Annotated in this window: 20 protein-coding genes and 3 tRNA genes; 4 read left to right on the top strand and 19 right to left on the bottom strand. The window is 68.2% G+C overall.

Translation table 11 applies throughout. From position 1 onward, the window contains the following. Nucleotides 1–2: 2 nt before the first annotated feature. The 13 genes from RIB98_18155 to RIB98_18095 form a co-directional block, all read right to left on the bottom strand. A complete protein-coding gene (locus tag RIB98_18155) occupies nucleotides 3–3,593 on the bottom strand; it encodes a DNA-directed RNA polymerase subunit beta (protein MEQ8842904.1) in 3,591 nt (1,196 codons plus the stop codon). A 307-nt stretch (nucleotides 3,594–3,900) separates the two neighbouring features. Beyond that, complete coding sequence (locus RIB98_18150) at nucleotides 3,901–4,899, bottom strand: tyrosine-protein phosphatase (protein MEQ8842903.1); 999 nt, start codon at nucleotides 4,897–4,899, stop codon at nucleotides 3,901–3,903. 98 nt (nucleotides 4,900–4,997) lie between these two features. Then, the gene (gene rplL, locus RIB98_18145; GenBank protein ID MEQ8842902.1) at nucleotides 4,998–5,381 is read right to left on the bottom strand and encodes a 50S ribosomal protein L7/L12; all 384 of its coding nucleotides are present in this window, start codon (nucleotides 5,379–5,381) and stop codon (nucleotides 4,998–5,000) included. After that, nucleotides 5,381–6,091 (bottom strand): 50S ribosomal protein L10, encoded by a 711-nt coding sequence (gene rplJ, locus RIB98_18140; GenBank protein ID MEQ8842901.1) that lies wholly within the window; start codon nucleotides 6,089–6,091, stop codon nucleotides 5,381–5,383. Before rplJ ends, rplL begins: the two co-directional genes overlap by 1 nt. A 298-nt stretch (nucleotides 6,092–6,389) precedes the next feature. Then, nucleotides 6,390–7,085, bottom strand: coding sequence for a 50S ribosomal protein L1 (rplA, locus tag RIB98_18135; protein MEQ8842900.1), 696 nt, complete (start codon nucleotides 7,083–7,085; stop codon nucleotides 6,390–6,392). Between the two features lie 81 nt (nucleotides 7,086–7,166). Next, complete coding sequence (gene rplK / locus RIB98_18130; protein ID MEQ8842899.1) at nucleotides 7,167–7,595, bottom strand: 50S ribosomal protein L11; 429 nt, start codon at nucleotides 7,593–7,595, stop codon at nucleotides 7,167–7,169. A 107-nt stretch (nucleotides 7,596–7,702) separates the two neighbouring features. Next, on the bottom strand, nucleotides 7,703–8,476 hold the full coding sequence (gene nusG / locus RIB98_18125; protein ID MEQ8842898.1) for a transcription termination/antitermination protein NusG: 774 nt from the start codon (nucleotides 8,474–8,476) through the stop codon (nucleotides 7,703–7,705). A 23-nt stretch (nucleotides 8,477–8,499) separates the two neighbouring features. After that, nucleotides 8,500–8,799 carry a preprotein translocase subunit SecE gene (gene secE / locus RIB98_18120; protein MEQ8842897.1) on the bottom strand — a complete coding sequence of 100 codons (300 nt, stop codon included), beginning with the start codon at nucleotides 8,797–8,799 and terminating at the stop codon, nucleotides 8,500–8,502. A gap of 52 nt (nucleotides 8,800–8,851) precedes the next feature. Continuing rightward, nucleotides 8,852–8,924, bottom strand: a tRNA-Trp gene (locus tag RIB98_18115). 68 nt (nucleotides 8,925–8,992) lie between these two features. Then, nucleotides 8,993–9,370: a hypothetical protein gene (locus RIB98_18110; GenBank protein MEQ8842896.1), complete on the bottom strand. Its 378-nt coding sequence runs from the start codon at nucleotides 9,368–9,370 to the stop codon at nucleotides 8,993–8,995. Further along, a complete protein-coding gene (locus tag RIB98_18105) occupies nucleotides 9,360–10,016 on the bottom strand; it encodes a sigma-70 family RNA polymerase sigma factor (protein MEQ8842895.1) in 657 nt (218 codons plus the stop codon). Before RIB98_18105 ends, RIB98_18110 begins: the two co-directional genes overlap by 11 nt. 61 nt (nucleotides 10,017–10,077) lie before the next feature. Continuing rightward, nucleotides 10,078–10,151: transfer RNA gene (locus RIB98_18100), tRNA-Met, on the bottom strand. A gap of 25 nt (nucleotides 10,152–10,176) precedes the next feature. Next, a tRNA-Thr gene (locus RIB98_18095) sits at nucleotides 10,177–10,252 on the bottom strand. A 210-nt stretch (nucleotides 10,253–10,462) separates the two neighbouring features. On the opposite strand from RIB98_18095, the gene RIB98_18090 reads away from it, so the two are divergent. The 3 genes from RIB98_18090 (at nucleotide 10,463) to RIB98_18080 (ending at nucleotide 13,831) form a co-directional block, all read left to right on the top strand. Continuing rightward, nucleotides 10,463–11,740, top strand: coding sequence for a hypothetical protein (locus tag RIB98_18090; GenBank protein ID MEQ8842894.1), 1,278 nt, complete (start codon nucleotides 10,463–10,465; stop codon nucleotides 11,738–11,740). 115 nt (nucleotides 11,741–11,855) lie between these two features. Next, nucleotides 11,856–12,653 (top strand): enoyl-CoA hydratase/isomerase family protein, encoded by a 798-nt coding sequence (locus tag RIB98_18085; protein ID MEQ8842893.1) that lies wholly within the window; start codon nucleotides 11,856–11,858, stop codon nucleotides 12,651–12,653. A gap of 35 nt (nucleotides 12,654–12,688) precedes the next feature. Continuing rightward, nucleotides 12,689–13,831 (top strand): MFS transporter, encoded by a 1,143-nt coding sequence (locus RIB98_18080; protein MEQ8842892.1) that lies wholly within the window; start codon nucleotides 12,689–12,691, stop codon nucleotides 13,829–13,831. Nucleotides 13,832–13,865: 34 nt separating this feature from the next. Here RIB98_18080 and RIB98_18075 read toward each other — a convergent pair whose 3' ends face one another. Together RIB98_18075 and mftF are read right to left on the bottom strand one after the other, a co-directional pair. After that, nucleotides 13,866–14,999, bottom strand: coding sequence for a serine hydrolase domain-containing protein (locus RIB98_18075; GenBank protein ID MEQ8842891.1), 1,134 nt, complete (start codon nucleotides 14,997–14,999; stop codon nucleotides 13,866–13,868). After that, the gene (gene mftF / locus RIB98_18070; protein MEQ8842890.1) at nucleotides 14,996–16,450 is read right to left on the bottom strand and encodes a mycofactocin biosynthesis glycosyltransferase MftF; all 1,455 of its coding nucleotides are present in this window, start codon (nucleotides 16,448–16,450) and stop codon (nucleotides 14,996–14,998) included. The genes RIB98_18075 and mftF overlap by 4 nt, the downstream gene beginning before the upstream one ends. Before the next feature lie 41 nt (nucleotides 16,451–16,491). Between mftF and RIB98_18065 the strand changes: the two genes are divergently transcribed. Next, entirely contained in the window at nucleotides 16,492–18,213 is a 1,722-nt protein-coding gene (locus tag RIB98_18065; protein ID MEQ8842889.1) for an amidohydrolase family protein, read from the top strand. Nucleotides 18,214–18,225: 12 nt separating this feature from the next. Here RIB98_18065 and RIB98_18060 read toward each other — a convergent pair whose 3' ends face one another. From RIB98_18060 to RIB98_18045, 4 genes are all read right to left on the bottom strand, one after another. Next, the gene (locus RIB98_18060; GenBank protein MEQ8842888.1) at nucleotides 18,226–20,784 is read right to left on the bottom strand and encodes an acyltransferase family protein; all 2,559 of its coding nucleotides are present in this window, start codon (nucleotides 20,782–20,784) and stop codon (nucleotides 18,226–18,228) included. Between the two features lie 56 nt (nucleotides 20,785–20,840). Continuing rightward, nucleotides 20,841–21,689, bottom strand: a complete 849-nt coding sequence (locus RIB98_18055; protein MEQ8842887.1) for a VWA domain-containing protein — start codon at nucleotides 21,687–21,689, stop codon at nucleotides 20,841–20,843. Nucleotides 21,690–21,781: 92 nt separating this feature from the next. Continuing rightward, on the bottom strand, nucleotides 21,782–22,711 hold the full coding sequence (locus RIB98_18050) for a MoxR family ATPase (GenBank protein MEQ8842886.1): 930 nt from the start codon (nucleotides 22,709–22,711) through the stop codon (nucleotides 21,782–21,784). Nucleotides 22,712–22,723: 12 nt separating this feature from the next. Next, nucleotides 22,724–23,836, bottom strand: coding sequence for an NDMA-dependent alcohol dehydrogenase (locus RIB98_18045; protein MEQ8842885.1), 1,113 nt, complete (start codon nucleotides 23,834–23,836; stop codon nucleotides 22,724–22,726). Between the last annotated feature and the right edge of the window lie 34 nt (nucleotides 23,837–23,870).

Below are 23,870 nucleotides of genomic sequence, written 5' to 3'. Positions count from 1 at the left end.
GCTCAGCCGCGGGCCGCACGAGCGGCGGCACGGGCAGCGTCTTCTTCATCTGATCCACGTTCGGGTCGCTGGAGATCGATCCCCAGCTCCTCGACCGTGCGGAAGGTCTCTTCGTCGAGTTCACGCATCTCGATCTCCTGACCGTCCTTGGAGAGCACTTCGACGTTGATGCACAACGCCTGCATTTCCTTGATGAGCACCTTGAAGGACTCGGGAATGCCGGGCTCGGGGATGTTCTCGCCCTTGACGATGGCCTCGTAGACCTTCACCCGGCCGAGCACGTCATCGGACTTGATGGTGAGCAGCTCCTGCAGGCAGTAGGCCGCGCCGTAGGCCTCGAGGGCCCACACTTCCATCTCGCCGAAGCGCTGGCCGCCGAACTGGGCCTTACCACCGAGCGGCTGCTGGGTGATCATGGAGTACGGGCCGGTGGACCGGGCGTGGATCTTGTCGTCGACCAGGTGGGCCAGCTTCAGGATGTAGACGTAGCCCGTCATGATGTCGTTGTCGTAGGGCTCGCCGGTACGGCCGTTGAACAGCGGCTGCTTGCCGTTGACGCCGATCAGACGGGTTTCGCCGTCCTTGGACTCGGGATTCAGGTTCTTCAGGATGTCGACGATCACCGGCTTGTCACCGGCGAGTTCGTACTCGTCCCACTTCGCACCGTCGAACACCGGCGTGGCCACGAAGGTGGCGGGCTTGGTGGTCGGACGCGTCTTGCGCTCGGTGCCACGGACCGGGTCGTCGCCGACCTGCTCGCCGTCGATGCTCCAACCCCAGCGGGCGCAGTAGCCCAGGTGGGCCTCGAGCACCTGACCGACGTTCATGCGAGACGGCACGCCGAGCGGGTTGAGGATGATGTCGACCTGCTGGCCGTCGGCGTTGAACGGCATGTCCTCGATCGGGAGGATCTTGGAGATGACGCCCTTGTTGCCGTGGCGACCGGCGAGCTTGTCGCCCACGCTGATCTTGCGCTTCTGGGCGACGTAGACCCGCACGAGCTGGTTGACCCCGGGGGGCAGCTCGTGGGCATCGTCGCGGTTGAAGACCTTGACGTCGATGACCTTGCCGGTCTCGCCGTGGGGGACCTTCAGCGAGGTGTCACGGACCTCGCGGGCCTTCTCGCCGAAGATGGCGCGCAGGAGGCGCTCTTCGGGGGTCAGCTCGGTCTCGCCCTTGGGCGTGACCTTGCCGACGAGCACGTCGCCCGGGCCGACCTCGGCGCCGACGCGGATGATGCCGCGCTCGTCGAGGTCGGCGAGGATCTCCTCGCTCAGGTTCGGGATGTCGCGGGTGATCTCTTCGGGGCCGAGCTTCGTGTCACGGGCATCGATCTCGTGCTCATGGATGTGGACCGACGTGAGCACGTCGTCCTTCACCAGTCGCTCGGAGAGGATGATGGCGTCCTCGAAGTTGTAGCCCTCCCACGGCATGAAGGCCACGAGGAGGTTCTTGCCGAGCGCCAGCTCACCGTTGTCGGTGCTGGGGCCGTCGGCGAGGAGTTGGCCGGCCTTGACCTTGTCGCCCTCGGCCACGCGGGGCTTCTGGGAGATGCAGGAGTCCTGGTTGGACCGTTCGAAGCGCTTCAGGCGGATCGTCTGCTGACCGAGGTTCTTGTAGTCCATGACGATGTGGTCACCGTCGAGTTCGACGACGGTGCCGTCGTCCTCGGCCAGCACCATGTCGGCGGCGTCGGTGGCGCAACGGGCCTCGATGCCCGTGCCGATGTAGGGCGCTTCGGCCCGGACCAGCGGCACGGCCTGGCGCTGCATGTTGGCGCCCATGAGGGCACGGTTGGCGTCGTCGTGCTCGAGGAAGGGGATCAGCGCGGTGGCCACCGAGACGATCTGCTTCGGCGAGACGTCCATCATCTGGACTTCTTCCGGCACCACCGAAGAGATCTCGGTGGTGGCGCCGAAGAACACTTCCTGCTCCAGCTGGAGACGGAGGTCCTGGAGGCTGGCCGCCTGGGGAGACCGTCGCACGAGGACGCGGTCGGCGAGGAAGTTGCCCTTGGCGTCGATCGGCGCGTTGGCCTGGGCGACGACGTAGTCCTCTTCCTCGTCGGCGGTGAGATAGACGATCTCGTTGCTGACGACGCCCTTCTTCACCACCCGATAGGGCGTCTCGATGAAGCCGAAGGGGTTGACGCGTGCGAACGACGCGAGACCACCGATGAGGCCGATGTTGGGGCCTTCCGGCGTCTCGATCGGGCACATGCGGCCGTAGTGGGAGAAGTGCACGTCTCGCACTTCGAAGCCGGCACGCTCGCGGGACAGACCACCCGGGCCGAGCGCCGACAGGCGCCGACGGTGGGTGAGGCCCGACAGCGGGTTGACCTGATCCATGAACTGCGAGAGCTGGGAGGTTCCGAAGAACTCCTTGATCGCCGCGACCACGGGTCGGATGTTGATGAGCGTCTGCGGGGTGATGGCCTCGACGTCCTGGGTGGTCATGCGCTCGCGCACGACCCGCTCCATGCGGGAGAGACCGATGCGGACCTGGTTCTGGATCAGCTCGCCGACGCTGCGGATGCGGCGGTTGGCGAAGTGGTCCTGATCATCGAGGCGGTAGCCGGGCTCGCCCTTGGCCAGATTCAGCAGGTAGGTGGTGGCGGCGAGCATCTCGGCCTGCGCCAACACCGACTGGTCGGCGTCGGGGCGATCGAGATCGAGCTTGAACTGCTTCTCGAGGAAGTCGAGTTCGGGGCCGAGCTTGCGGTTGAGCTTGTAGCGACCGACCCGGCTGAGGTCGTAGCGACGCGGCTCGAAGAAGGCGTTGCGGAAGTAGGCGCGAGCCGACTCGACCGTGGGCGGTTCGCCCGGGCGGGCACGCTTGTAGATCTCGAGCAGGGATTCTTCCTGCGTCGGCGAGATCTCCTTGTCCTTCTCCCACTGCCCCTCGAGGAAGTCGAAGTACTGGACGAACTTGTCGAGGAACCCGGGCTCGTTCTCCTCGTCGTAGCCGAGGGCACGCAGCAGGGTGAACAGCGAGATGCGGCGCTTGCGGGCCACACGGGCGCCGGCGGTGACGTCCTTGCCGGGCTTCTGTTCGACGTCGAACTCGATCCACTCGCCGCGGTACGGATGCACGGTGCCGGTGACGAGCTGGTGCTTGCTCAGGTTGCGCAGACGGAACCGCTCGCCCGGCTGGAAGATGACGCCGGGGGAACGCACGAGCTGCGACACGACGACACGCTCGGTGCCGTTGATGATGAAGGTGCCCTTGTCGGTCATCATGGGGAAGTCGCCCATGAAGACCGTCTGTTCCTTGATCTCGCCGGTGTTGGCGTTCATGAAGCGGGCGCGCACGAAGATCGGCGCGCTGTAGGTCATGTCCTTCTCTTTGCACTCCTCCACCGTGAACTTCGGCGGGGGGCGCAGGTCCTCGTCGTCGGGATCGAACTCGAGTTCGAGTTGCAGGGTCTCCGTGAAGTCCTTGATCGGGCTGATGTCGCGGAAGGTCTGCGCGAGACCCTCGTCGAGTAGCCATTTGAAAGACTCACGCTGCACAGCGATGAGATCGGGGAGTTCGAGAACCTCAGGGAGATTTCCGAACGAGTAGCGTTCGCGATGAGCGGCGCGTGTGGTCACCTTGGCTCCAAAGTTGGCCGTGGATGAGGACGACAACAGGGTCGCCCGGGCGCGACGCAACGACTTGAAAAAGTCGGAACAGGCGCGAGGACGACCACGTTGCTTTGCACGCTAGTGGTTCCGCGGCGGTCCAACAACTCTCGGGCAACCAGAACCGGCACCGGCCGTGGCGGGCGGTGCACGATCCGGAGCCGGAGAGGCGGGCGGATTGAACGCGAACGGTAAAGGTTCCCACGAGCGAGGTCAAGCACTCCCGGTGGTCTGCAACGGAGTCGTCACGAGCACGGCGCGAGGCGAACGACGGCGTTCAGTCGACGCGCAGCGCAACCCTGGCCCGGGCGGCGATGTCATCGACCACGCCGATACGGCGGAGGTAGCCGTCGTGGTCACCCCACTGCGAGCGGAGGCCGTCGAGCGTCTTGCGCATCACCGGTCGCGGTGAACCCCAGAGCGCCGTGAAATCCGCCGGGTCGAACCCGGCGCCGCGAATCTGGTCCTCGAACCATTTGGTGCCCTCGGCGGAGGTTGCTCGGAAGCGACTGGTGATTTCGTAGTCATCGAGGATGTACGGGTCGGCGACGCCGGCGAGACCGAGCAGCGTCATCGCCGCGATGCCGGTCCGGTCCTTGCCGGCGGTGCAGTGGAAGAGCACGCGTTCGCCGTCCGCGACCGCCGACACGATCTCGGCGAGATGGCCGGGAAAGCCGTCGAGCATGCGGAGATACCCCTCCGCCATGTCGTCGTCGTCGAACTTGGGAAGGTCACCGTCGAGGATCCGCTGCAACATCGACCGCCCCTGGGCGACATCGCTCGACATCGGAAGGTGCACATGGCGCACGCCGGCGGGCAGACGGTCGGGCGCCTGCTCGACCTCGCTGTCGGATCGGAGGTCGAAGACGACCGAGATGCCCAGCTCGAGCATGCGGTCGTGATCGGCGGCGCTGAGGGCATGGAGCCCGTCACTGCGAAAGACCCGTCCCCACCGGGTCCACGAGTCGTCCAGGGTCGGATAGCCGCCGAGATCACGGAAGTTCGCCGGTCCGTCCATGGCGAGACGACGTTCGGCCGCGACGACGAAGCCCTGCGTCGGTTCGAACAGATGGACGTAGGCCCTGTGCCGCGGCATCGGCAGTGCGACATGCCCGGGTGCGTCGGGGGCCCGTACATCGGTACCGGCGTCATCGGGGTCGGCCGAGAGGAACACCGACATCTCGTCGGATCCACCCCGCCACGTGACGAGCAGCTCCTCCCCGACCGCGACGACGTTCACATGGGAGACGGGGGTGAGGGGGACAGTGTCAGGCACATTCGCACCCTAGAGCCACGCAGCGGGCGAAAACAGCGAACCGCGCCGACCCGAAGGCCGGCGCGGTCTGCAACAGCGCGTGCCCCGAGGGGCAGGTACTACTGGAGTTCGACGGTGCCGCCGGCAGCTTCGAGGGCCTCCTTGGCCTTCTCGGCGTCAGCCTTGGACGCACCTTCGAGGATCGGCTTGGGGGCGCTGTCCACGAGCTCCTTGGCCTCCTTGAGCCCGAGGGACGTGAGACCGCGGACCTCCTTGATGACCTGAATCTTCTTGTCGCCGGCGCTGGTGAGCACGACGTCGAAGGAGTCCTTCTCCTCCTCCGCAGCGGCATCGCCACCACCGGCGCCGGGCGCCGCAGCGACGGCAACCGGAGCGGCCGCGGTCACGCCGAACTTCTCTTCGAACTCCGACAGCAGTTCGCTCAGCTCGAGGACGCTCATGGCGCCGATCGCGTCGAGAATCTCATCCTTGGTAGCCATGATCAGGCCTCCTGTTCTTCACCGGCATCGCCGGACTCATCGGCGGCGTCGGCTGACGCCTCGGTTTCTGGGGTTTCTTCGCTTACTTCGGTTTCTTCGGTGGCTTCGGCCTCGGGGGCGTCACCAGGTTCTTCAGCGGCCTCGACAGCCGGCGCATCGGCAGCGGCATCGGGGCCACCGCCCTTCTCGATGAGTGCCTGCAAGCCGTACGCGAAGTCGCGCGGAACGGCAGCGAGCAGACCGGCGAACTTCGCCATCGGCGCCTGGAAGGCACCGGCGATCATCGCCAGCAGCACCTCACGCGACGGCAGTTCGGCGAGGGCCTTGAGATCGTCTGCGCTGAGCAGCTGATCGTCGACCACACCACCCTTGATCACCAGTGCGTCGTTGGTCTTCGCGAATTCCTTGAGGGCCTTCGCAACGGCCGCGACATCACCGGCGGATCCATCGGCACGCTCGCCCACGAAGGCGATGGCCGTCGGACCGGTCAGAAGGTCGTCGATCTCAAGCCCTGCCTCACGCGCCGCGAGGCGCACGAGGGTGTTCTTGTAGATCTTGTACTCGCCACCCGCGTCACGCAGCGCACTCCGCAGCTCGGCCAGTGCCCGCACGTTGAGGCCGCGATACTCGGTCAGCATTGCGCCGTCGGAATCGGCGAGCATCTGCTTCACCTCGTCGACGACCGCAACCTTCTCTGGTCTTGGGTCTCCCATTACTGTCACCTCCTCTTCTTCATTCCGGCACATGTGGCCGGACTCGCGGAAGGCGACCGGAGCCGACTCCCTGGTTCATTTCCTTCTGGCGTTCTCATCCGAAAATGCGAACTGGGCGCCCACCGATCGGCGAACGCCCAGACATGCCACGGAAGCCGTGGGATTCAGGAGGTTCTCCTCGTCCGGCGAGCCAGCTGGCTCATTGGTGCTCCCCGTGGAGCGCACCGGAGGTCTTCGGTGAACAAGATTCTTCAGTTGTGCCCGCCAGCGTAGAGCGCCGGCCGAGCAGATCCTCCGCTCAGGCAGAGGCGATCTGGCTGGGATCGACGCGCACGCCGGGACCCATCGTGCTGCTCAGGACGACCTTGCGCATGTAGTGGCCCTTGGCCGACGCCGGACGCACACGATCGAGCTCGGTCACCAGCGCACGCAGGTTGGTGAGCAGCGCAGCCTCGTCGAACGAGACCTTGCCGATCGGCACGTGCACATTGGCGAAGCGGTCGGTGCGGTACTCGACCATGCCACCCTTGAACTCCTCGATCGCCTTGGCGACATCGGCGGTGACGGTGCCGGTCTTCGGATTGGGCATCAGACCACGCGGACCGAGAACACGACCGAGCTTGCCGACCGTGGGCATCATGTCGGGGGTGGCGATCGCCAGATCGAAGTCGGTCATCCCGGCCTCGACCTCGGCCGCGAGATCGTCGCCACCGACGTGTTCGGCGCCGGCATCGCGCGCCGCCTGGGCGGCCTCGCCCTGGGCGAACACGGCGATGCGCACGTCCTTGCCGGTGCCCGACGGGAGCGCCACCGTGGACCGGATCATCTGATCCGCCTTACGGGGATCGACGCCGAGACGGATCACGACGTCGACGGTCTCGTCGAACTTCTTGGTGCCCAGCGACTTGATGATGGCGATGGCTTCGGCATCGGAATGCAGCCGGTCGCGATCGTACTTCTGGGCGTTGTCCCTGTACTGCTTGCTCTGCGCCATGTGTGGCTCCCTCTGTGTACTGCCGCCCGGCGAGGTGATCCGGGTCGAGCAGGTGAGTCGAACTTCGACTCAGCGAACTTGCTAGCCGACGACGTCGATACCCATGGAGCGGGCGGTGCCGGCGACCTGCAGCTTGGCGCCGTCCATGTCGATGGCGTTGAGGTCGGGCATCTTGAGTTCGGCGATCTCGGTGACCTGGGCGTCGGTGATCGAACCGGCGGTCTCACGACCGGGGTTGTTGGAGGCCAGGTCGAGACCGGCGGCCTTCTTGATCAGGAACGCGGTGGGCGGAGTCTTCAGGATGAACGAGAACGAACGGTCTTCGTAGATCGTGATCTCGGCCGGCACGATCTGGCCGCGCTGATCCTCGGTGCGGGCGTTGTAGTCCTTGCAGAAGTCCATGATCGCGACACCGTGGGGGCCGAGCGCGGTGCCCACGGGCGGAGCCGGCGAGGCCTGCCCGGCCGGGATCTGGATTCTGACGGTTGCAGCGACCTGCTTCTTGGCCATGACACGTTCCTGTAGAAGAGAGGCCCCGCGAAACGCGGGAACCGTTAAGTCTGGACGGAGACTGCCCGCGCGACAACCCGCGCGAGCGGGGAATCACGGGCGAGAAGTCAGAGGCGCGCCACTTGGGCGAACTCGAGCTCGACCGGGGTCTCGCGGCCGAAGATGTTGACGAGCACCTTGACCTTGAGCTGATCCTCGTTGATCTCGATGATCTCGCCCGAGAAGTCGGCGAAGGGGCCTTCCTTGACCCGTACCGTCTCCCCCATGTCGTATTCGAACATCGGCTTGGACTTCTTGGTGGCTTCCTGGGTGCGATCGGCCTCGACGCCGAGGAAGTTCTCGACGTCCTTGCGGCGCATCGGCGACGGCTTGCCGCCCTGGTTGACGAAGCCGGTGACACCGGGCGTGTTGCGGATGACGTACCAGGCGTCGTCGTCGAGCGAGGTGCGACAGAGGAGATAGCCCGGGAAGAGCTTCTTCTCGGTCATGACCTTCTTGCCGTTCTTGAACTCGGGGATCTCGCGGGTGGGGATGACCACCTCGTAGATCCGCTCCTCCATGTTCATCGAGGCGATACGAGCTTCCAGGTTCTGCTTGACCTTCTTCTCGTAGCCCGACTGGGTGTGGAGCACGAACCAACGACCCGGACGGTCGTAGGGCGAGACGTAGGCCTCGGCCTCTTCGCCGTCGTCGTCGAGCAGCTCGTCCTCGTCGACCACGACGTCGACCGGAGCGGCCTCGGCCGACGCGCCGGTCCACTGATTGGAAAGGCCGGCGCCGATCGGTGCGCTCGATGGGTTCGCTTCGCCGGCGGCCTCGGCAACGGTCTCCTCGGCCTCGGCCGGGGCGGCGGTTTCCTCGGCCACGGTCTCTTCGTTCATATCGTTCTCGTCAGTCATGTCGATCAGGCCTCGAAGAGCTCGAGGATGAAGGTGGAGAACAGCCAGTCGAGGCCGTAGATGATCGCGCCGAGGACCACGATGGTGACCAGTACGACGATCGAGTAGTTGATCGTCTCCGGACGCGACGGCCATGCGACCTTGCGGAGTTCGCCGCGCACCTCGCGGAGGAACTGCACGGGGCTGGTGCGCTCCTGCGGCGGCGCGGCGCTCGGCTGCTGGCGACGGGCGCGGACCGGCTCGCCGTCCGCGCCGAGCTCGCCCTGCTTCTGCATCATGCGCTTCTGCTGTCGGTTCATCGACATGAGGAAATCCTTGGATCAGTGAGCGGCGCCACCGTGTGACGGCGTCGCCATGCAGGGGCGACAGGACTTGAACCTGCAACCTTCGGTTTTGGAGACCGATGCTCTACCAATTGAGCCACGCCCCTGAGAACGGTGGACAACGATATCACTGGCCTCGGAAATACCTGCCCCGGGTAGGGGCGACAACGCGCGTTCAGCCGACCAGCCGGCCGCCGCGTCGTTGCCGGGTGGCCAGCGCGATCACGCCGGCGGCGGCCGCGAGGCCGCCGATCGTGGCCGCCGCATAGCCCGGCACCCGGCGACCGCTACGGCCGTCGTACTCGTCGAGGGTCAGGAGGATCTCGTGCTCGAGGGTGGGGTCGACCGGCACACCCGACGAGGCGAGGTCGCGCATCGCACGGCGCAGCCGCCGGTAGTTCGCCACCTCGGCCTGGCAACGCAGGCACTGCGCAACGTGGCGGCGGGCCGGTTCGGACATGAGCGCGGCTTCGGTGCCGTCGTCGATTGCGGACAGGGCCTCGAGCAGGTCGTCACACGACGGCGAGCCATCGGACTGGCGATCAGATTGCATGGAGTTCCTCTCCGGGCAGCGGGAACACCCGTTCCCTCAGCCGTCGTCGAGCGCGATGGAGCCGCACCTTGGCCGCGCTCACCGAGATGCCGAGCTCGTCCGCGATGGCGTCGTGCGGCAGGTCGTAGACGTCGCGCAGCACCACCACCGACCGCAGTCGTGGGGGCAGCTCGCGGATCGCCTCGTCGAGCTGGGCCCGCAGGGCGTTGGCGTCGGCCTGGGCCACAGGGTCGCTCTCGGGTCGAAGATCGACCACGTGTGCCTCGTCGGGCAGTGGGTCGTGACGATGGCGACGACGCTTCCCCATCGCGGTGGACGCACAGTTCGCGACGATGCGGTAGAGCCAGGTGGAGAACTTCGCGTCGCCGCGAAAGCGATCGATGCTGCGATAGGCGCGGAGGTAGGCGTCCTGCACCACGTCGCTCGCATCGTCCTCGTTGCTCGTCAACCGCAACGCGAGACCGTAGGCGTCTCGGTGCGTACGCCGCACCATCTCGTCGAACGCCTCGCGTTCGCCGGCCACCGCCCGCTGGACCAGCTCGTCCATCGCCGCGGTCACGAGGCCGCCCCCGCCCGCCGCTGCGCCACCGCGTGGCGGATCGGTGACGATCCGGAGGGGGCGGGGAGCTACAGACGAGTCGGCCATGAGATCGTGCGCTACCCGCACGGGAGTTGATCGAGATGATCGGGTTGATCGGGAACCTGCGTAGCGACGGACAGATTCGAACTGTCGGCCTCTCGATTATGAGTCGAGCGCTCTCACCAACTGAGCTACGTCGCCGCCCTCGGATCGGCGGACCGTTCCGTGGAGCTCCCTGTCAGAATTGAACTGACGACCTTCTCCTTACCATGGAGACGCTCTGCCGACTGAGCTAAGGGAGCCTGCGACCGCGGGCGAAATCGACCGAGGAAGCGTCGGCAATGATGCCACGCGACCGGACCACCTCCAACCCGCTTCCGACCCAATCCGTCGAGTAGGCGGAACGGCTCGGTGAATTGGGTCGTACGACTCAAGTCCGTGGGTGCACGCGCCGTAGAGAAACCATGCGATTCGACCGGCTTGTCATCGAGGCCGACGAGAACACTTTCTCGTTGGAATTCCACCCCCGTCTCACCGTCATCGGCGGTGTCGGACGGCTCGAGCGTGAAGGACTCATCACCGAGCTCGTCGGCTCGCTGAGTTCCAGTCGCGCCGGGGTGCACGCGGAGATCGTTGCCGACAACGGCAACCGCTTCGCCGTGTTCCGGCCGTTCGGTGCCCGCGCTCGGGTCATCGACGTCGAGGCGGCGGCCGACGTCAGCTCCCGCTTCGCCGACGCCGAGGGCAACATCGACCTGCTCCGGGTCGCCGGCCTCGACGCTCGCGGTGCCAAGCGCCGGCTGCGCCTCACCTCGAGCGATCTCACCACGAGCACGCACCACGACCAGATCATCCGACGCCTGGCATCGGTCGAGCCGGCCCGGCTGTGGGAGCTCGCCGACCGCGTGACCGCCGCACAGCAGATCCTCGACGAAGAGGCGCAGGCCTCGGGTTCGGCCCCCGAGGATGCATCCGTCGTGGCCCGCATCGAGGAACGCCACGCCGAGTTCGAGGAGGCACAGGCCCGGGCCGAGAAGGTCCGCAAGATCTCCTTCTTCGTCGGTGTGGCCGCGACCCTCCTCGCCGTCCCGTCGGTGATGTGGATCAGCCGCCCCGCAGCCATGGGCCTGCTCATCCTGGCGGCGATGGTCACCGCGCTCTCGTTCATCCAGAACCAGCGCATGGAGCGGGCCCGCTCGGGAGAAGAGGCCGCCCTCGCCGAAGCCGGCGCCCAGTCCTACCTCGGCTTCCATCTCCAGCGGGTCAACGGCCTGCTCGACAGCCAGGCGTCGCGTCAGCGTCTCATCCAGGCCGGTGCCGACCACGAGACCGCCCTGGCCGAATGGTTCGGTGTCGCCGGAGAGATCGTCGTCGACTGGGCCTACGAGCATCGTGCCGAGATCGAGGACGCGGCCCTGCGGGCGAAGGGCGTCGATGCTCTCAACCTCGGCCCGCTGCCCATCGATCCCGAGAACGACGAGGTCGCCGCCCTCGCCCACGCCCTCATGTTGAAGCTCGAGGAGACCCGGGGTATCGGCCCAGCGGGCGAGAACCTGCCGCTGATCCTCGACGACTCGCTCCACGGGCTCGACATGGCCCTCAAGGCGCCCCTTCTCGAGATGCTCGTGCGCTCGAGCGAATCGCAGCAGATCGTCTTCCTCACCGAGGACGCCGACGTCACCGACTGGGCCCGCGTCGAGGCGATCACCGGGGACCTCTCGATCCTCGAGCCCACGGCCGCCGACGAGCCGGCGACCGTCGGTGCCGATGCCTCGCTGAAGATCGCCTGATCCAGGCGAACAAGAGCTGGCGTCCCCGAGAGGGAGCGCCGCAGATGGCGAGCGGCGACTCGCCAGTCGCATGCTTCGGTGCCACGCCCCTTCGACGGGCGTGGCATCGTCGCGCATGGACGACGTCGCCCCACCCGAGTTCGAGACCCTCACCGTCGCGGTCGACGGCCGCATCGGCCGACTCACGCTGAACCGCCCGGCGAAGCTCAACCCTCTGTCCACGCGGTGTCTCGACGAACTCGCCGCCGCAGCCGGCTGGTTCGACGCACTGGACGACGTGCGGGTGGTCGTGGTGACCGGCGCCGGACGGGCGTTCTCCGCGGGAGCGGACCTGGCCGGCTTCACCGGGCCCGGCGAGCGATCCCTGCGGGCAGGCGCCGATGCGGGCCGCCTGATGGTCGAGTCGATCGAGGGGATGCGAGCGGTCACGATCGCCGCCATCCACGGTCACTGCATCGGCGGGGGCGTGCTCCTGGCGATGGCCTGCGATCTCCGCATCGCCGCGGCGTCGACCAGCTTCGCGATCCCCGAGGTCGACCTCGGCATTCCGCTGACCTGGGGCGGCATTCCCCGGCTCGTGCGGGAGATCGGTCCCGCCGCCACTCGCGACCTCGTGTTGTCCTGTCGGCCGTTCTCGGCTGCGGAAGCCCACGGCCTCGGCATGGTCGGCCGCGTCGCCGTCGACGTCCGACTCGAGCAGGAGGTCGAGGCCCTCGCCGAGGCGCTCGCCACGAAGTCCGAGTACACCCTGCGCGCCACGCTCGATGCCGTCGACGCGGCAGCCGAGGCGCTGGTGCCGACCAACGGCGCGTGGGCCGACGCCGACCAGTTCGTCACCGCGATGCACGATCCCGAGAGTCGCGAAGTCGCCGGCCGCTATCTGGCCGAGCGGGCCCGATCGAGCGATCGTTGACGCCGCTGCAGAACACCCGTCGCATCAGGCGGGCGATGGTTGCGTCGTTCGTGCTGTACGCCGCCTTCGGGCTGCCCGATGGGGTGTTCGGCACGGTCTGGCCCAACCTGCGTGACGACTTCGGCCGCTCCGACGGCAGCCTCGGCCTGCTGATCGTCGCCATCTCCGTCGGCTACGCCGTGGGCGGTTTCGCCTCGGGCCACCTCACCGATCGGTTCACGGTCGGACGCCTGTTGCCCGCGTCGATGACCGGCGCGCTGGTCGCGCTCGTGATGGTTGCCGCCGCCCCCGAGTGGTGGGTGGTGACGGTCGGCTACCTCGCGCTGGGCGTCGTCTGGGGTCTCGCCGATTCGGGGGTGAACGCGTGGATGGCGTTGACCCAGGGACCGAGGGCGATGGGGATGTTGCACGCGTCCTACGGCATCGGCGCCTTTCTCGGACCTCTGCTGGCCACCCCCTTCGTGGCCGACGGCATCGCCTGGCGCGGTCCCTACGTTGCGTGCGCAGCGCTCACTGCGGTCTCCGTGGCGGTGGTGCTGCGGTTCCGGGACGGGTTCGGGGCCGCCCGGGTGAGCGCGTCGATCAGCGCGCAGGACACCGCCATGATCGGCTCGCCTCGTCTCGGGGCCCTGATGGTCGCTTGGTTCTCGCTCTATGTCGGCATCGAGGTCGCCGTCGGATCGTGGGCCTACACCTTCCTCACCGAGTCCCGGGGCTTCTCCGACGCGTCGGCGGGCATCGTCACCGCCGGCTATTGGGGCGGGCTGATGGGTGGCCGCCTGCTGCTCGCGTCGGTGGGCCATCGCACGCCACCGGAACGGACACTGCGCCTGTCGACGGCCGCTGCGGCGCTCGCCGTCGTTGTCCTCTGGGCCGACCCCGCCGGCGTCGGTGGACTCTCGCTCCCGGTGATCGGGCTGACCTTCTCGGCGATGTTCCCACTCGTCATGAGTCGCACTGCGGTGTACCTCGGCGAGGCCCGGGCGACCCGAGCGGTCGGCCACCAGATCGGCGCGAGCTCGGTCGGGGCGATCGCTCTTCCCGCATTGATCGGCGTGCTCGCCGATCGCCGTGACGTGGGTGTCACCGCGCCGGTGACGCTGGTGAGCGTCGTTGCCCTCGGCGTGCTCTGGTGGTCCATCGAACGGGTCGCGCAGGCCGACCTCACGCCCCGCTGACGGAGGGACAGGGGCAGGGTCGGCACGAAGAGGATCAGACGGGCTGCGTGAGCGCGCCGGCCGCGGACGACACACCGGCGCCGCGACGGGCGTGGACGAGATCGTCACGATCGAGGCCGTGGGTGACGAAGCCCAGCGAGAGGCCGGTGTCCGGATCGGCCCAGCCACGCTGGCCCTTGGCCCCGCCGTGGCCGAAGGTCGCCGGTCCCGTCGTGTGACCGAAGCCGCGCATGAGCGCCTGGCCGTCGTCGCCACCGATCGTGAACGCGTGGGTGCGGTTGGCCGGAACGTTCATCCAGTCGGCATGGTTCTGACGGACGACCTCCAGCGCGTCGCGATGGACCTCGGGACGCAGGAACCCGCCGACGTTGTGGAGCACGCCCTGGTACCAGCGGGCCAGCTCGGCCGCCGAGGCGATCCCACCGCCGCCAGGGTGGCCGGCCGCGCGGACCGCAGGGTCGTTGAAGGCGAGCAACGCGTCGTCGGTCACCTCGGAGGCCGGGAGGGAGTCGAGCCCGAACTGGCGGGCCAACTCCTCGAGGTCGGGGGCGTCGCCCACCGAGACGACCGAGGCGATGTCGTCCTGCTCGTCGACCGGGATCGCGAGCCAGCGAGCGCAACCGGCGGGCGCCATGACCCGCTCGGTGACGACGTCCGCGTGGTGTCGCCCCGTCACCGCGGTGATGCAGTCGGCCAAGACCCAGTGGGCGGCCGACGCGTGGTACTCGAACGCCGAACCGGGTTCCCAGGTGGTGCGCCAGCGTTCGTAGCGGGCCAGGCGGGCCTCCCGGTCGCTGAACTCTCCGATCGACACGGGCGCGTGGGGGAAGCCGCCCGCATGGAGCAGCACCTGCGACAACGTGATCACGTCCTTGCCGTTGGTGGCGAACGTGGGCAGCACCGACGCGACCGGGGCAGCGAGATCGAGCAGCCCCTCGGCGGCCAGCTCGAGCACAGTGAGCGAGACCGTGGGCTTCACGGCCGAGTAGGTGTGGAAGCGATGGTCGGTGGTGACGTCACCGAACGCCTCGAAGAGCACGATCTCACCCTCGAAGCCGATGGCCACCTGGCAGCCGGGCACCCGGCCCTCGTCGACCTCGCGGGCGCACCGGTCGATCAGCTTGGTCATGCGGGCGGGGATCACACGGTCGGGGGAAGAGCTGCTCATCGTTCGGCGACCGTAGCGGTCTCGACCGCAGCCTGCCCGCCAGGCCATTCCACGAGGTCGGGCACCAGAGCGCGGCCATCTGTCCGGCGCAGCACCTGGCGCCACACGCCCGACCCGTACGCCATGTCGTCGGCGATGCGGAGACCGACGGAACGGATCGGGTCGGCGACCCGTTCGCCCCGCCACCACTGCCACGCCGCCGGGCCCACCATGGCCGCCAGGACCGCGGGCCGCAGTCGACGGACCGTCAGGGCGCCGAGGGCGAACGGCCACCACACCCGCGATATCGCGCTCGCCAATCCCCGACCCGCCTGGATGTGTCCCCACCCCGCGAGACGGGCGGCCTCGGCGGACCCGTCGGGCACGGCCGAGAGCTTCCCGGCGAGGGCGACACCGGCGCCGGCCGCGATGCCGGTGCCGACGAAGGGGTGACCGACCGCCGTCACCGACCAGGCGGTCATGCTCCAACGCGAGCAACGAGCAGGTGCGACGAGGCGTCCGTGGCGAGCCGAGAGGTCCACGGCCGAACCGCCATAGGCATGCCGCTGGCGCAGCAGACCCAGCCACGAGGCCCGCGGCCGATGGTGGGCCACCACCTCCGGCGCGTAGCGCACCGTGCCGGCCTCGGCGGCCAGCCGCCAGACGAGGTCGACGTCCTCTCCCACTCGCAGCGCCGGGTCGAAGCCGCCGACCCGGTCCACGGCCGAGGCTCGAACTGCGAGGACGGCGGTGGGCACGTAGGCCACCCTCCGACGAGGTGCCACGTTGGCCGGCTCGGCACCCAGGTCCAACGGGGAGTGGATCTCTTCGTACCGTTCGCGCAGGGACGGCCCGGGGGCACTGCGGACACGCGGGGCGACCGCGACCACCGCGGGGTCGTCGAAGTGCGCAGCCAGCGCCGGCCACCATCCGTCGGGCAGCACCACATCGGCGTCGACGAACACCACGAGCTCGGTGTCGACCGCGCCCAGACCCGTCATCCGCGCGGCGCCCGGGCCACCGTTGACCTCGCGGCGGACCACGCGCGCGCCATGGACACGGCCCACCGACTCGATCTCGCTCGGGCGGTCGGAGGCATCGTCGACGACCAGCGTGGGTTGACCGATCGACGGGAGGAGGTGGGCGAGATGATCGGCGTCGTCCTTGGCCGGCACCACCACGGTGACCGGCGGCGGATCCGTCATCGGCACGACGACCGGATGCACCATGCCGGCATCGAGAAGGCGGCGGGCCAGACCCCGGGCCGACTTCACCGCGGCCAGCGGTGTCCCCTCGAGCCAGGCCGTCACCACGGCAGCACCGGCCCCGGACAGCCTGATGATGCGCAGCGGCGAGCCGCCGATCAGGGTGCGACCCGCGTCGGTCCGGCGGAGACCGGCATCGGCCACGAGCCCGATCCCGGCCGGCGGAAGCGCGGCCGTCGCGGGGCCCGAGGTCGTCTCGGAGTGCATGCACGGGACGGTACCCCCTTCGTCGACCTACCATCGGTCGCATGCATGATCTGGTGATTCGCAACGGTCGGGTCATCGACGGATCGGGATCGGCGGCCGTTGCGGCCGACGTGGCCGTCGAGGGCGAGACCATCGTCGACGTCGGTACCGACGTGGGATCCGGGCGCCGAGAGATCGACGCCGACGGCCGCATCGTCACCCCCGGGTTCGTCGACACCCACACGCACTACGACGCCCAGGCCACCTGGGACCCCGAGCTGACGCCGTCCGGGTGGCACGGCGTCACCTCGGTCGTCATGGGCAACTGCGGCGTGGGATTCGCCCCGGTGGCCGCCGACAAGCGCGACTGGCTGATCGAGCTGATGGAGGGCGTCGAGGACATTCCCGGGGCCGCGCTCACCGACGGCATCGAGTGGGGCTGGGAGACGTTCCCCGAGTATCTCGACGACCTCGCCCAACGCTCGTGGGTGCTCGACCTCGGTTCGCAGATCCCCCACGGTGCCCTGCGGGCCTACGTGATGGGTGAGCGGGCGCTCGACGATCCGGACGAGTCCCACATCGCCGCCATGTCGGCCCTCGTGCAGGAAGCGCTCGAGGTCGGCGCCCTGGGGTTCTCCACCTCGCGTACGCCGCTGCACAAGTCGGTCGACGGCGAACTGGTGCCCGGCACCTTCGCTCCCGACCGGGAACTGCTCGCCATCGCCGAGGCGATCCGCACCGTCGGCCACGGCGTGTTCCAGACCGCCTCACACCACGCTGACGTGCCCGACTCGTTCGGCTGGATGCGGGCGGTTGCCGAGGTCACCGGTCAGCCGGTGATCTTCAACCTCAATCAGCCCGACTACGCGCCCGACCTGTGGCGCGAGGATCTGCGTCTCCTCGACGAGGCGCAGGCCGATGGTCTCAACGTCCTCGCCCAGGTCTCCGGTCGCCCGGTCGGCATCCTCGAGTCCTGGTCCGCAACCGTGAACCCGTTCATGCTGTGCCCCACGTGGGGCTTGATCGGCCGGCTCGCAACCGAGGAACGCCTGGCCCATCTGCGCCGCGACGACGTCCGGACCTCGCTCACCACGGAGGCGCCCGCCGTGTGGAGCGACTTCATGACCTCGGTCACCCGCGACTGGGAGAAGCTCTACCCCTTCGCCGGCGAGGCCGACTACGAGCCGGATCCGTCGACCACCTGCGCGGCGAGGTCGACCGACGACAGCCGCACTCCTGCGGAGATCGCCTACGACCATCTGATGACCGAGGACGGGCGCGGGCTGCTCTACTTCCCGCTCTTCAACTACACGAACCACAACCTCGATCACCTGTGGGAACTCCACCAGCATCCCCACACGCGCATGGGGCTCGCCGACGCGGGCGCCCACTGCGGCACCATCGCCGACGGCGGCATGCCCACGTTCATGCTCCAGTTCTGGGCCCGCGACCGGGTGCGCGGCGACCACATGCCGCTCGAGTGGGTGATCCATCGTCAGACGCGCCAGACCGCCGAGCTCTACGGCCTGCTCGACCGCGGCCTCGTCGCCCCGGGCATGCGAGCCGATCTCAATGTCATCGACATGGACGGCCTCGGCGTCGAACTCCCCCATCTCGTCGGCGACCTGCCGACCGGAGCGAACCGTTATGTGCAGCGAGCCACGGGCTACGGGGCGACCGTGTGCCGCGGCGTCGTGACCGTCGTCGACGACGAGTTCACCGGTGAACGTCCGGGGCGCCTACTACGCGGCCCGCAGGCCGATCCTCGCTCGCGACAGGGTTGACGAGGGCGTCGTTCAGCCTTCGCCGATTCCGCCGGAGGCGAGGAGTTCCGTCGAGTGGTTCTCGGCGAACCACGCACTGCCGTCGACGCTGAAGTGCACGCCGTCGCTGCGTATGGGCGACACCCCGTCGGCCTCGCGCAACGGTTCGCCGTCAGGGCAGAGCACGTCGGCAAGATCGTAGAGCACGACCCGGCCCGGGTTGTGCGCCGCAACGCTCGGAAGGATGTCGTCGTTGAGCACCGCGAGTTCCCGTGCGCCTCCCCAGTCGCCGCTGACGCCGAGCGGATTGTTCTCGAGACCACGGTCGAAGCACGGCGCCAGCATCCACACGACGGTGGCGCCGCCTCCGGTGAGCGTGTCGGCGACCTGCCTGTACTCGTCAGTGAGATATGCGTCGAACTGTGGATCGCCGATCGAGAGCGGCTCGGGCCACGCTTCGAGACGTCGATCACCGACGTCCCAGGCACTCGTCAAGACCACGACCATGTCGGGTTCGAAGCTGCGGACCTTCGCATCCAGACCGCCGACGGCATCGACGCATTCGTCGCTGATCGCACGGGGCTCCCCGGTGTCGTACTTGAAACCCTCGTCGGCCAGACCACACCCGTTGGTCGCCGCGTTCCAGACCCACACACCGTTGTCGGCCGCCCACCGCTCCAAACCGAACCCCAGTGAACGAGCCTGCGAGTCGCCGACGATCAGCACTCTCGGCGCATCGGCCCGGTCGGCGCGTTGGTACAGCGCGGCGAGATCGACCAGGGTTTCCGCCGAGGTCTCGACATAGGTGTCGTCGCTGATGTCGGTCGGGTCCGGCATCACGTCGGACAGCACGACGTTGACGTCCGCGCGCTCGCCGAGCGTTGCGAGCGCCCGTCCGAACGGCGCCAGCCCCCGGAGGTAGCCAGTGGCGTAGTCGTGCCCGGAACCGACGGCGACAACCGAGGCGCCGTTCGACGTCAGAAGGTCGAATCCGACGTCGAGTCGATCGGCGATCTCGGCCTGGGCGACTCCCGGCTGGTCGCTCAGCGGCGACGTATCGTCGTCCACCCATCCATCGACGAAGAAGAGCACACTGTCGGGATCGTGTTCGGCGACGAGATCCGGCCAGTCGTCCACCCAGTTCCCGCACGTCGTGCCCGCGCCCACCGGCACTGCGCCACCTTCGCACCCGAACACCGATCGCGCCGCGAGGCGAATCGTGTCCTCGCCGGCGAGGATCTCGTCCAACTCGTCGACCACTGCCGCGCTCTCGGCGCTGTGGATGACCACGATGTCGAGCACGCCGTCGGCGGTCGCCACCGGTGCCCGCAACGAGCGGCCGTCGTCTCGGAGGGTTGCGAGCGGATCGTCACCATCGGTGTTGGCGGTGAGGTACGCGCCGACGACCAGCAATAGCCCGGCCACGGGATAGGCGAGCGCGATGCCGGGCCGACCAAGACCGAGCGACGCGCCACTGCGGATCGGTCCCTCGATGTAGCGGTACGACAGCCACGCGACCAACAGCGTCACCGCGAAGCGAAGGGCGCAGTTCGGCCACGTGTCCAGCCCGGTTCGCTCTTCGGTGAGCGTCAGGAAAATCACGAAGTGGTAGATGTAGATCCCGTAGCTGAAGCGGCCGATGAACACGGCCGGCGGGAACTTGAAGATGCGGACGAGGAAACCGCGATCGGCGACCAGCACCATGATGAGCACACCGGTCAGAACGGCATTGAGCAGGAAACCGCCGCGGTAGGCGAACGACTCGGTGACGCCGACCGTCGTCCACAGCCAGCCGAGGGCCACCACCGCCGGGAATCCGGCGAGGGCCCAGAGGTTCCGTGCCCGCTCGCTCAGCACCGCCCGGCGCTGGTCCATGACCACCGCGATCAGCACACCCACCATGACCTCGGCGATGCGAGTGTCGGTGCCGAAGTAGAGGCGGTCCACGTCGGCGCCCCCGTCGAAGAGCACCACCATCCAGACAGTCGAGGCGAGGATCGTGGCGCTGACGACGGCCACGATCGCCCGATACGACACCTTGGAGCGGAGCAGAAAGCCCAGCAGCAACGGGATGACGAGGTAGAACTGCTCTTCGACCGCCAGCGACCAGTAGTGCTGCACCGGCGACGGCGCCGCGAAGATGTCGGTGTACGACTGCGACGTGGTGATGAAGGTCCAGTTGACGACGTAGAAGACCACGCCGACGAGATCGCCGGGCAACTGTTCGGCTTGACTGCGGGTGGCCAGCGTCGCCCCGTAGACGACCGCGAGAACCGCGCCGAGAATGGCCGCGGGGGCGAGGCGGCGGATCCGACGCGACCAGAACCGGCGGAAATCGATGCGGCCGGACCGTTGGCGGTCGTCGAGGAGGATCGCCGTGATCAGGAATCCGGAGAGGACGAAGAACAGTGAGAGCGAGAGATAGAACCCCTCATAGGGACCGAGACGAGCGTGGTAGAACAGCACGCAGAAAATGGTGAATCCGCGCAGCCCGTCGAACCCGACCAGATAGCCACCGAACGCGCGTACCTGCCGCCCCGCCGGTGCGGCGGGCGCGGGGTCACTCGAAGCCGTAGGGCTGCCCACCTGCATCCCACCCACACTACTCGTCACTCTGCGTATACGAAAAGCCACCGAGCGGGGGTCGCTCAGAGCACGGCAGCGAGGGCCGCGGGGATGTCGAACGCACCACTGACAGTGGCGAAGCGGGCCCCGGCCCGCCGAGCGAACTCTGTCGCGTCGTCACGGTCGTCCGCGGGGGCGATCACACAGAGCTCGTCGAGGCGACGGGCCATCGAATCGGGGTCGACGCCGGCCGTGGACCGGCAGTCCGACAGCAGGATCGTCACTCGACGTCTGGCTCGGGAGCGTTCGAGCTGACGGGCCGCGCCCTGAAGTGCGCCGGCGAGATCGGTCGTGCCCTTCCCCCGCAACCGCAGCAGATCGTTGACGACGGCCGCCGGTGCACGGTTGTCGTCCTGCGACTTCAGGGCGAGCTGACGATCCGAGAAGGCCAGCACCGACCAGTCGGCCGGCGCTCGCCACGAGCACGCCGCCGCAGCAACTGCGGCGATGGCGAGACGGTCGCCGCTCATCGAGCCGCTGCGATCGACGAGCAACGTGATCGCCATCGTCGGCTTGGTCCAGTGGCGGACCCGCAGCTCGTCGGCCGCGATGGCGGAGTGCCCGGCCCGAGCCTGCACGAGCGCCTCGATGCTGGCATCGAGGTCGAGGTCGCCGTCGGCCCGGTCGGCGGGGGCCGAGACGATGCGGCCGATGCCCCGGCTGTCGGTCGGGCCCACGCGAGCGACATCGAGCATCAGGCGCCCGGCGAGTCGGGCGGCGAGCGAGGCGAGCACCGGGTCGGTCGCTGCGGTCATCTCGGCCAGCAGGGCGAGCGCGTGCTCGGCGTCGTCCTCCACGAGGTCAGCGAGCGCCTGCTCGTCGATCTCGCCCACTTCGGGCGAGATGTCGTCGAACGCGGGGTCGCGGCGCAACTGTTCGCGCGGTGTGGTTCGTTGGTTCTCGTCGGCCAGCGCCTCCTGGGCGTCGTCGCCCTCGAGCGTGAGCGGCGCCCCCGGGTCGCCCCCTACGGGGCGGTCACTTTTCCCTGGTCGCCGTCGGGGACGGGATCGGGATTCTCGGCGGCGAGGACCTGCGACCACAGATCGCGGATCACGTCCTCGGGCTGGGTCTCGCCGCCTTCGTGCAAACGGATGCGGCCGGACAACGCGACGAGCGCCGCGTCGAGGCCGACCTCGGGGTCGGTCACGTCGGTGCCCCGGATACGAGCCAGACGGGTGGCGACTTCGACGAGATCGATCGCCCCGCGTACCGACGATCCGACTCGGACGTCCTCGTGGTTACGGGTACCGCGGGTGGCCAGCACGGCGCGCACGAGGATCAGGTCGCCCGACTCGCAGGCCCGTCGGGCAACGATGTCGGCCTCGTCGCTGCGGGACTGGTAACCCATCGAGATCCGACACATGCGGTCGTAGACCGCACCCGAGACACGGGCGGTGCCGACATTGTCGAACGGGTTCATCGCGGCGACGAGTCGGAAACCCGGCGCGGCCTCGATGCGCCCGATACGCGGCAGATGGAGCTCACCCTCGGACATCACCGAGATCAGGAGATTGACGGTCTCCTCGGGCACCCGGTTGAGTTCCTCGACATAGAGCAACGATCCCGCCCGCAGCGCCTCGACCAGCGGGCCGTCGACGAAGACGTCGGGCACGTATCCCTCTTCGAGCACGCGGGCCGGATCGAACTGACCGGCCAGGCGGGCCGGGGTGAGTTCGGCGTTGCCCTCCACGAAGACGAATCCGGTGCCCGCGGTGCCGGCCACTTCGCGCAGCATCGTGGACTTGCCGGTGCCGGGCGGTCCCTCGAGCAGCACATGGCGATCGGCCGCCAGCGCGGCGACGAGCAGCTCGAGCTCGCGACGACGCCCGACGAGGGCTGCGTCGAGGGCGTCGAGAATCGCGGCGTCGTCGAGCGCGGTCACCGTCTCCGTCATTCGTCGAGCGGCTCAGTCGAACGTGATGACGCCGCGGATGTTCTTGTCCGCCAGCATGTCGGCGTAGCCCTCGTTGACCTGGTCGAGCGTGTAGGTGGTGGTGATCATCTCGTCGAGCTTGAGCTGACCGGCCTGATACATCGAGAGCAGGTGCGGGATCTCCTTGCGGGGAGCGGTGGAACCGAACAGGCAGCCCTTGATCTCCTTGTTCATCATGGCGAACTCGAAGAGGTTGAGCGACACGTCCATCGACATGGCGTTGGCCACCGCGGTGACCACGATGGTGCCGCCCTTGCGGGTGAGGAACTGGGCCGGGGCGATCATGTCGCCGGTGAGCAGACCCGGGGTGAGGATGACGCTGTCGGCCATCACGCCCTCGGTGATGCCGCCGACGAGCGCCATCGCCTCCTCCATCGACGCGGCCGCGTGGGTGGCGCCGAACTCCTGGGCGCTCTCGCGCTTGAACTCCGAGGGATCCACGGCGACGACGTTCTTGGCGCCGGCCACCTTGGCGCCCTGGATCGCCGCGGTGCCGAGACCACCGCAACCGACGATGACCACGGTGTCGCCCGCGGTGACGTCGGCCCGGTTGACGGCCGAGCCGTAGCCGGTGGTGACGCCGCAGCTCACGAGGGCAGCCGGACCGGCCGGGATGTCCTTCGGGATCTTGATGGCCGAGTCGACGCTGAGGACCATGTGCTCGGCGAAGGTGCCGAGCTTCAGCAGCGGGGTGAGGTCTTCCCCGGCGGCGGTGTGGTGGCGGAAACCACCGGCCATCATGCCGGGCTCCATCAGGTGCGCACCGAGGTCACACAGGTTCTGCTGACCGGATGCGCACCAGCGGCACTTGCCACACGACGGGATGAACGAGCACGAGATGTGATCGCCGATCTCGAACTCGGTGACGCCGGGACCGAGGGCGATGACCTCGCCGGCGCCCTCGTGGCCACCGACCAGCGGCAGGGTGACCGGCATGGAGCCGTCGTGGGCGTGCTCGTCGGAGTGGCACATGCCCGCGGCGAGCGTCTTGACGAGGATCTCCCCTTCACGAGGATCGTCGAGCTCGATCTCTTCGACGCTCCAGTCGGAGCCGACTTCGCGGAGAATTGCTGCTCTGGTCTTCATGACGATTCCTTCGAAGGACGTGGTTCTGAACGAG

The sequence above is a fragment of the Acidimicrobiales bacterium genome (genome assembly GCA_040219515.1).
Classification (GTDB): domain Bacteria; phylum Actinomycetota; class Acidimicrobiia; order Acidimicrobiales; family Aldehydirespiratoraceae; genus JAJRXC01.
Note: the sequence above shows the minus strand (reverse complement) of the source record. Positions and strands in the feature narration are given on the sequence as shown.

What these genes read in the sequence shown, in the direction of transcription:
- rplJ (MEQ8842901.1), bottom strand. Translation starts at nt 6,091, where the DNA reads ATGGGAGACCCAAGACCAGAGAAGGTTGCGGTCGTCGACGAGGTGAAG.
- rplA (MEQ8842900.1), bottom strand. Translation starts at nt 7,085, where the DNA reads ATGGCGCAGAGCAAGCAGTACAGGGACAACGCCCAGAAGTACGATCGC.
- rplK (MEQ8842899.1), bottom strand. Translation starts at nt 7,595, where the DNA reads ATGGCCAAGAAGCAGGTCGCTGCAACCGTCAGAATCCAGATCCCGGCC.
- nusG (MEQ8842898.1), bottom strand. Translation starts at nt 8,476, where the DNA reads ATGAACGAAGAGACCGTGGCCGAGGAAACCGCCGCCCCGGCCGAGGCC.
- secE (MEQ8842897.1), bottom strand. Translation starts at nt 8,799, where the DNA reads ATGTCGATGAACCGACAGCAGAAGCGCATGATGCAGAAGCAGGGCGAG.
- RIB98_18110 (MEQ8842896.1), bottom strand. Translation starts at nt 9,370, where the DNA reads ATGCAATCTGATCGCCAGTCCGATGGCTCGCCGTCGTGTGACGACCTG.
- RIB98_18105 (MEQ8842895.1), bottom strand. Translation starts at nt 10,016, where the DNA reads ATGGCCGACTCGTCTGTAGCTCCCCGCCCCCTCCGGATCGTCACCGAT.
- RIB98_18085 (MEQ8842893.1), top strand. Translation starts at nt 11,856, where the DNA reads ATGGACGACGTCGCCCCACCCGAGTTCGAGACCCTCACCGTCGCGGTC.
- RIB98_18080 (MEQ8842892.1), top strand. Translation starts at nt 12,689, where the DNA reads ATGGTTGCGTCGTTCGTGCTGTACGCCGCCTTCGGGCTGCCCGATGGG.
- RIB98_18075 (MEQ8842891.1), bottom strand. Translation starts at nt 14,999, where the DNA reads ATGAGCAGCTCTTCCCCCGACCGTGTGATCCCCGCCCGCATGACCAAG.
- mftF (MEQ8842890.1), bottom strand. Translation starts at nt 16,450, where the DNA reads ATGCACTCCGAGACGACCTCGGGCCCCGCGACGGCCGCGCTTCCGCCG.
- RIB98_18065 (MEQ8842889.1), top strand. Translation starts at nt 16,492, where the DNA reads ATGCATGATCTGGTGATTCGCAACGGTCGGGTCATCGACGGATCGGGA.
- RIB98_18060 (MEQ8842888.1), bottom strand. Translation starts at nt 20,784, where the DNA reads ATGCAGGTGGGCAGCCCTACGGCTTCGAGTGACCCCGCGCCCGCCGCA.
- RIB98_18050 (MEQ8842886.1), bottom strand. Translation starts at nt 22,711, where the DNA reads ATGACGGAGACGGTGACCGCGCTCGACGACGCCGCGATTCTCGACGCC.
- RIB98_18045 (MEQ8842885.1), bottom strand. Translation starts at nt 23,836, where the DNA reads ATGAAGACCAGAGCAGCAATTCTCCGCGAAGTCGGCTCCGACTGGAGC.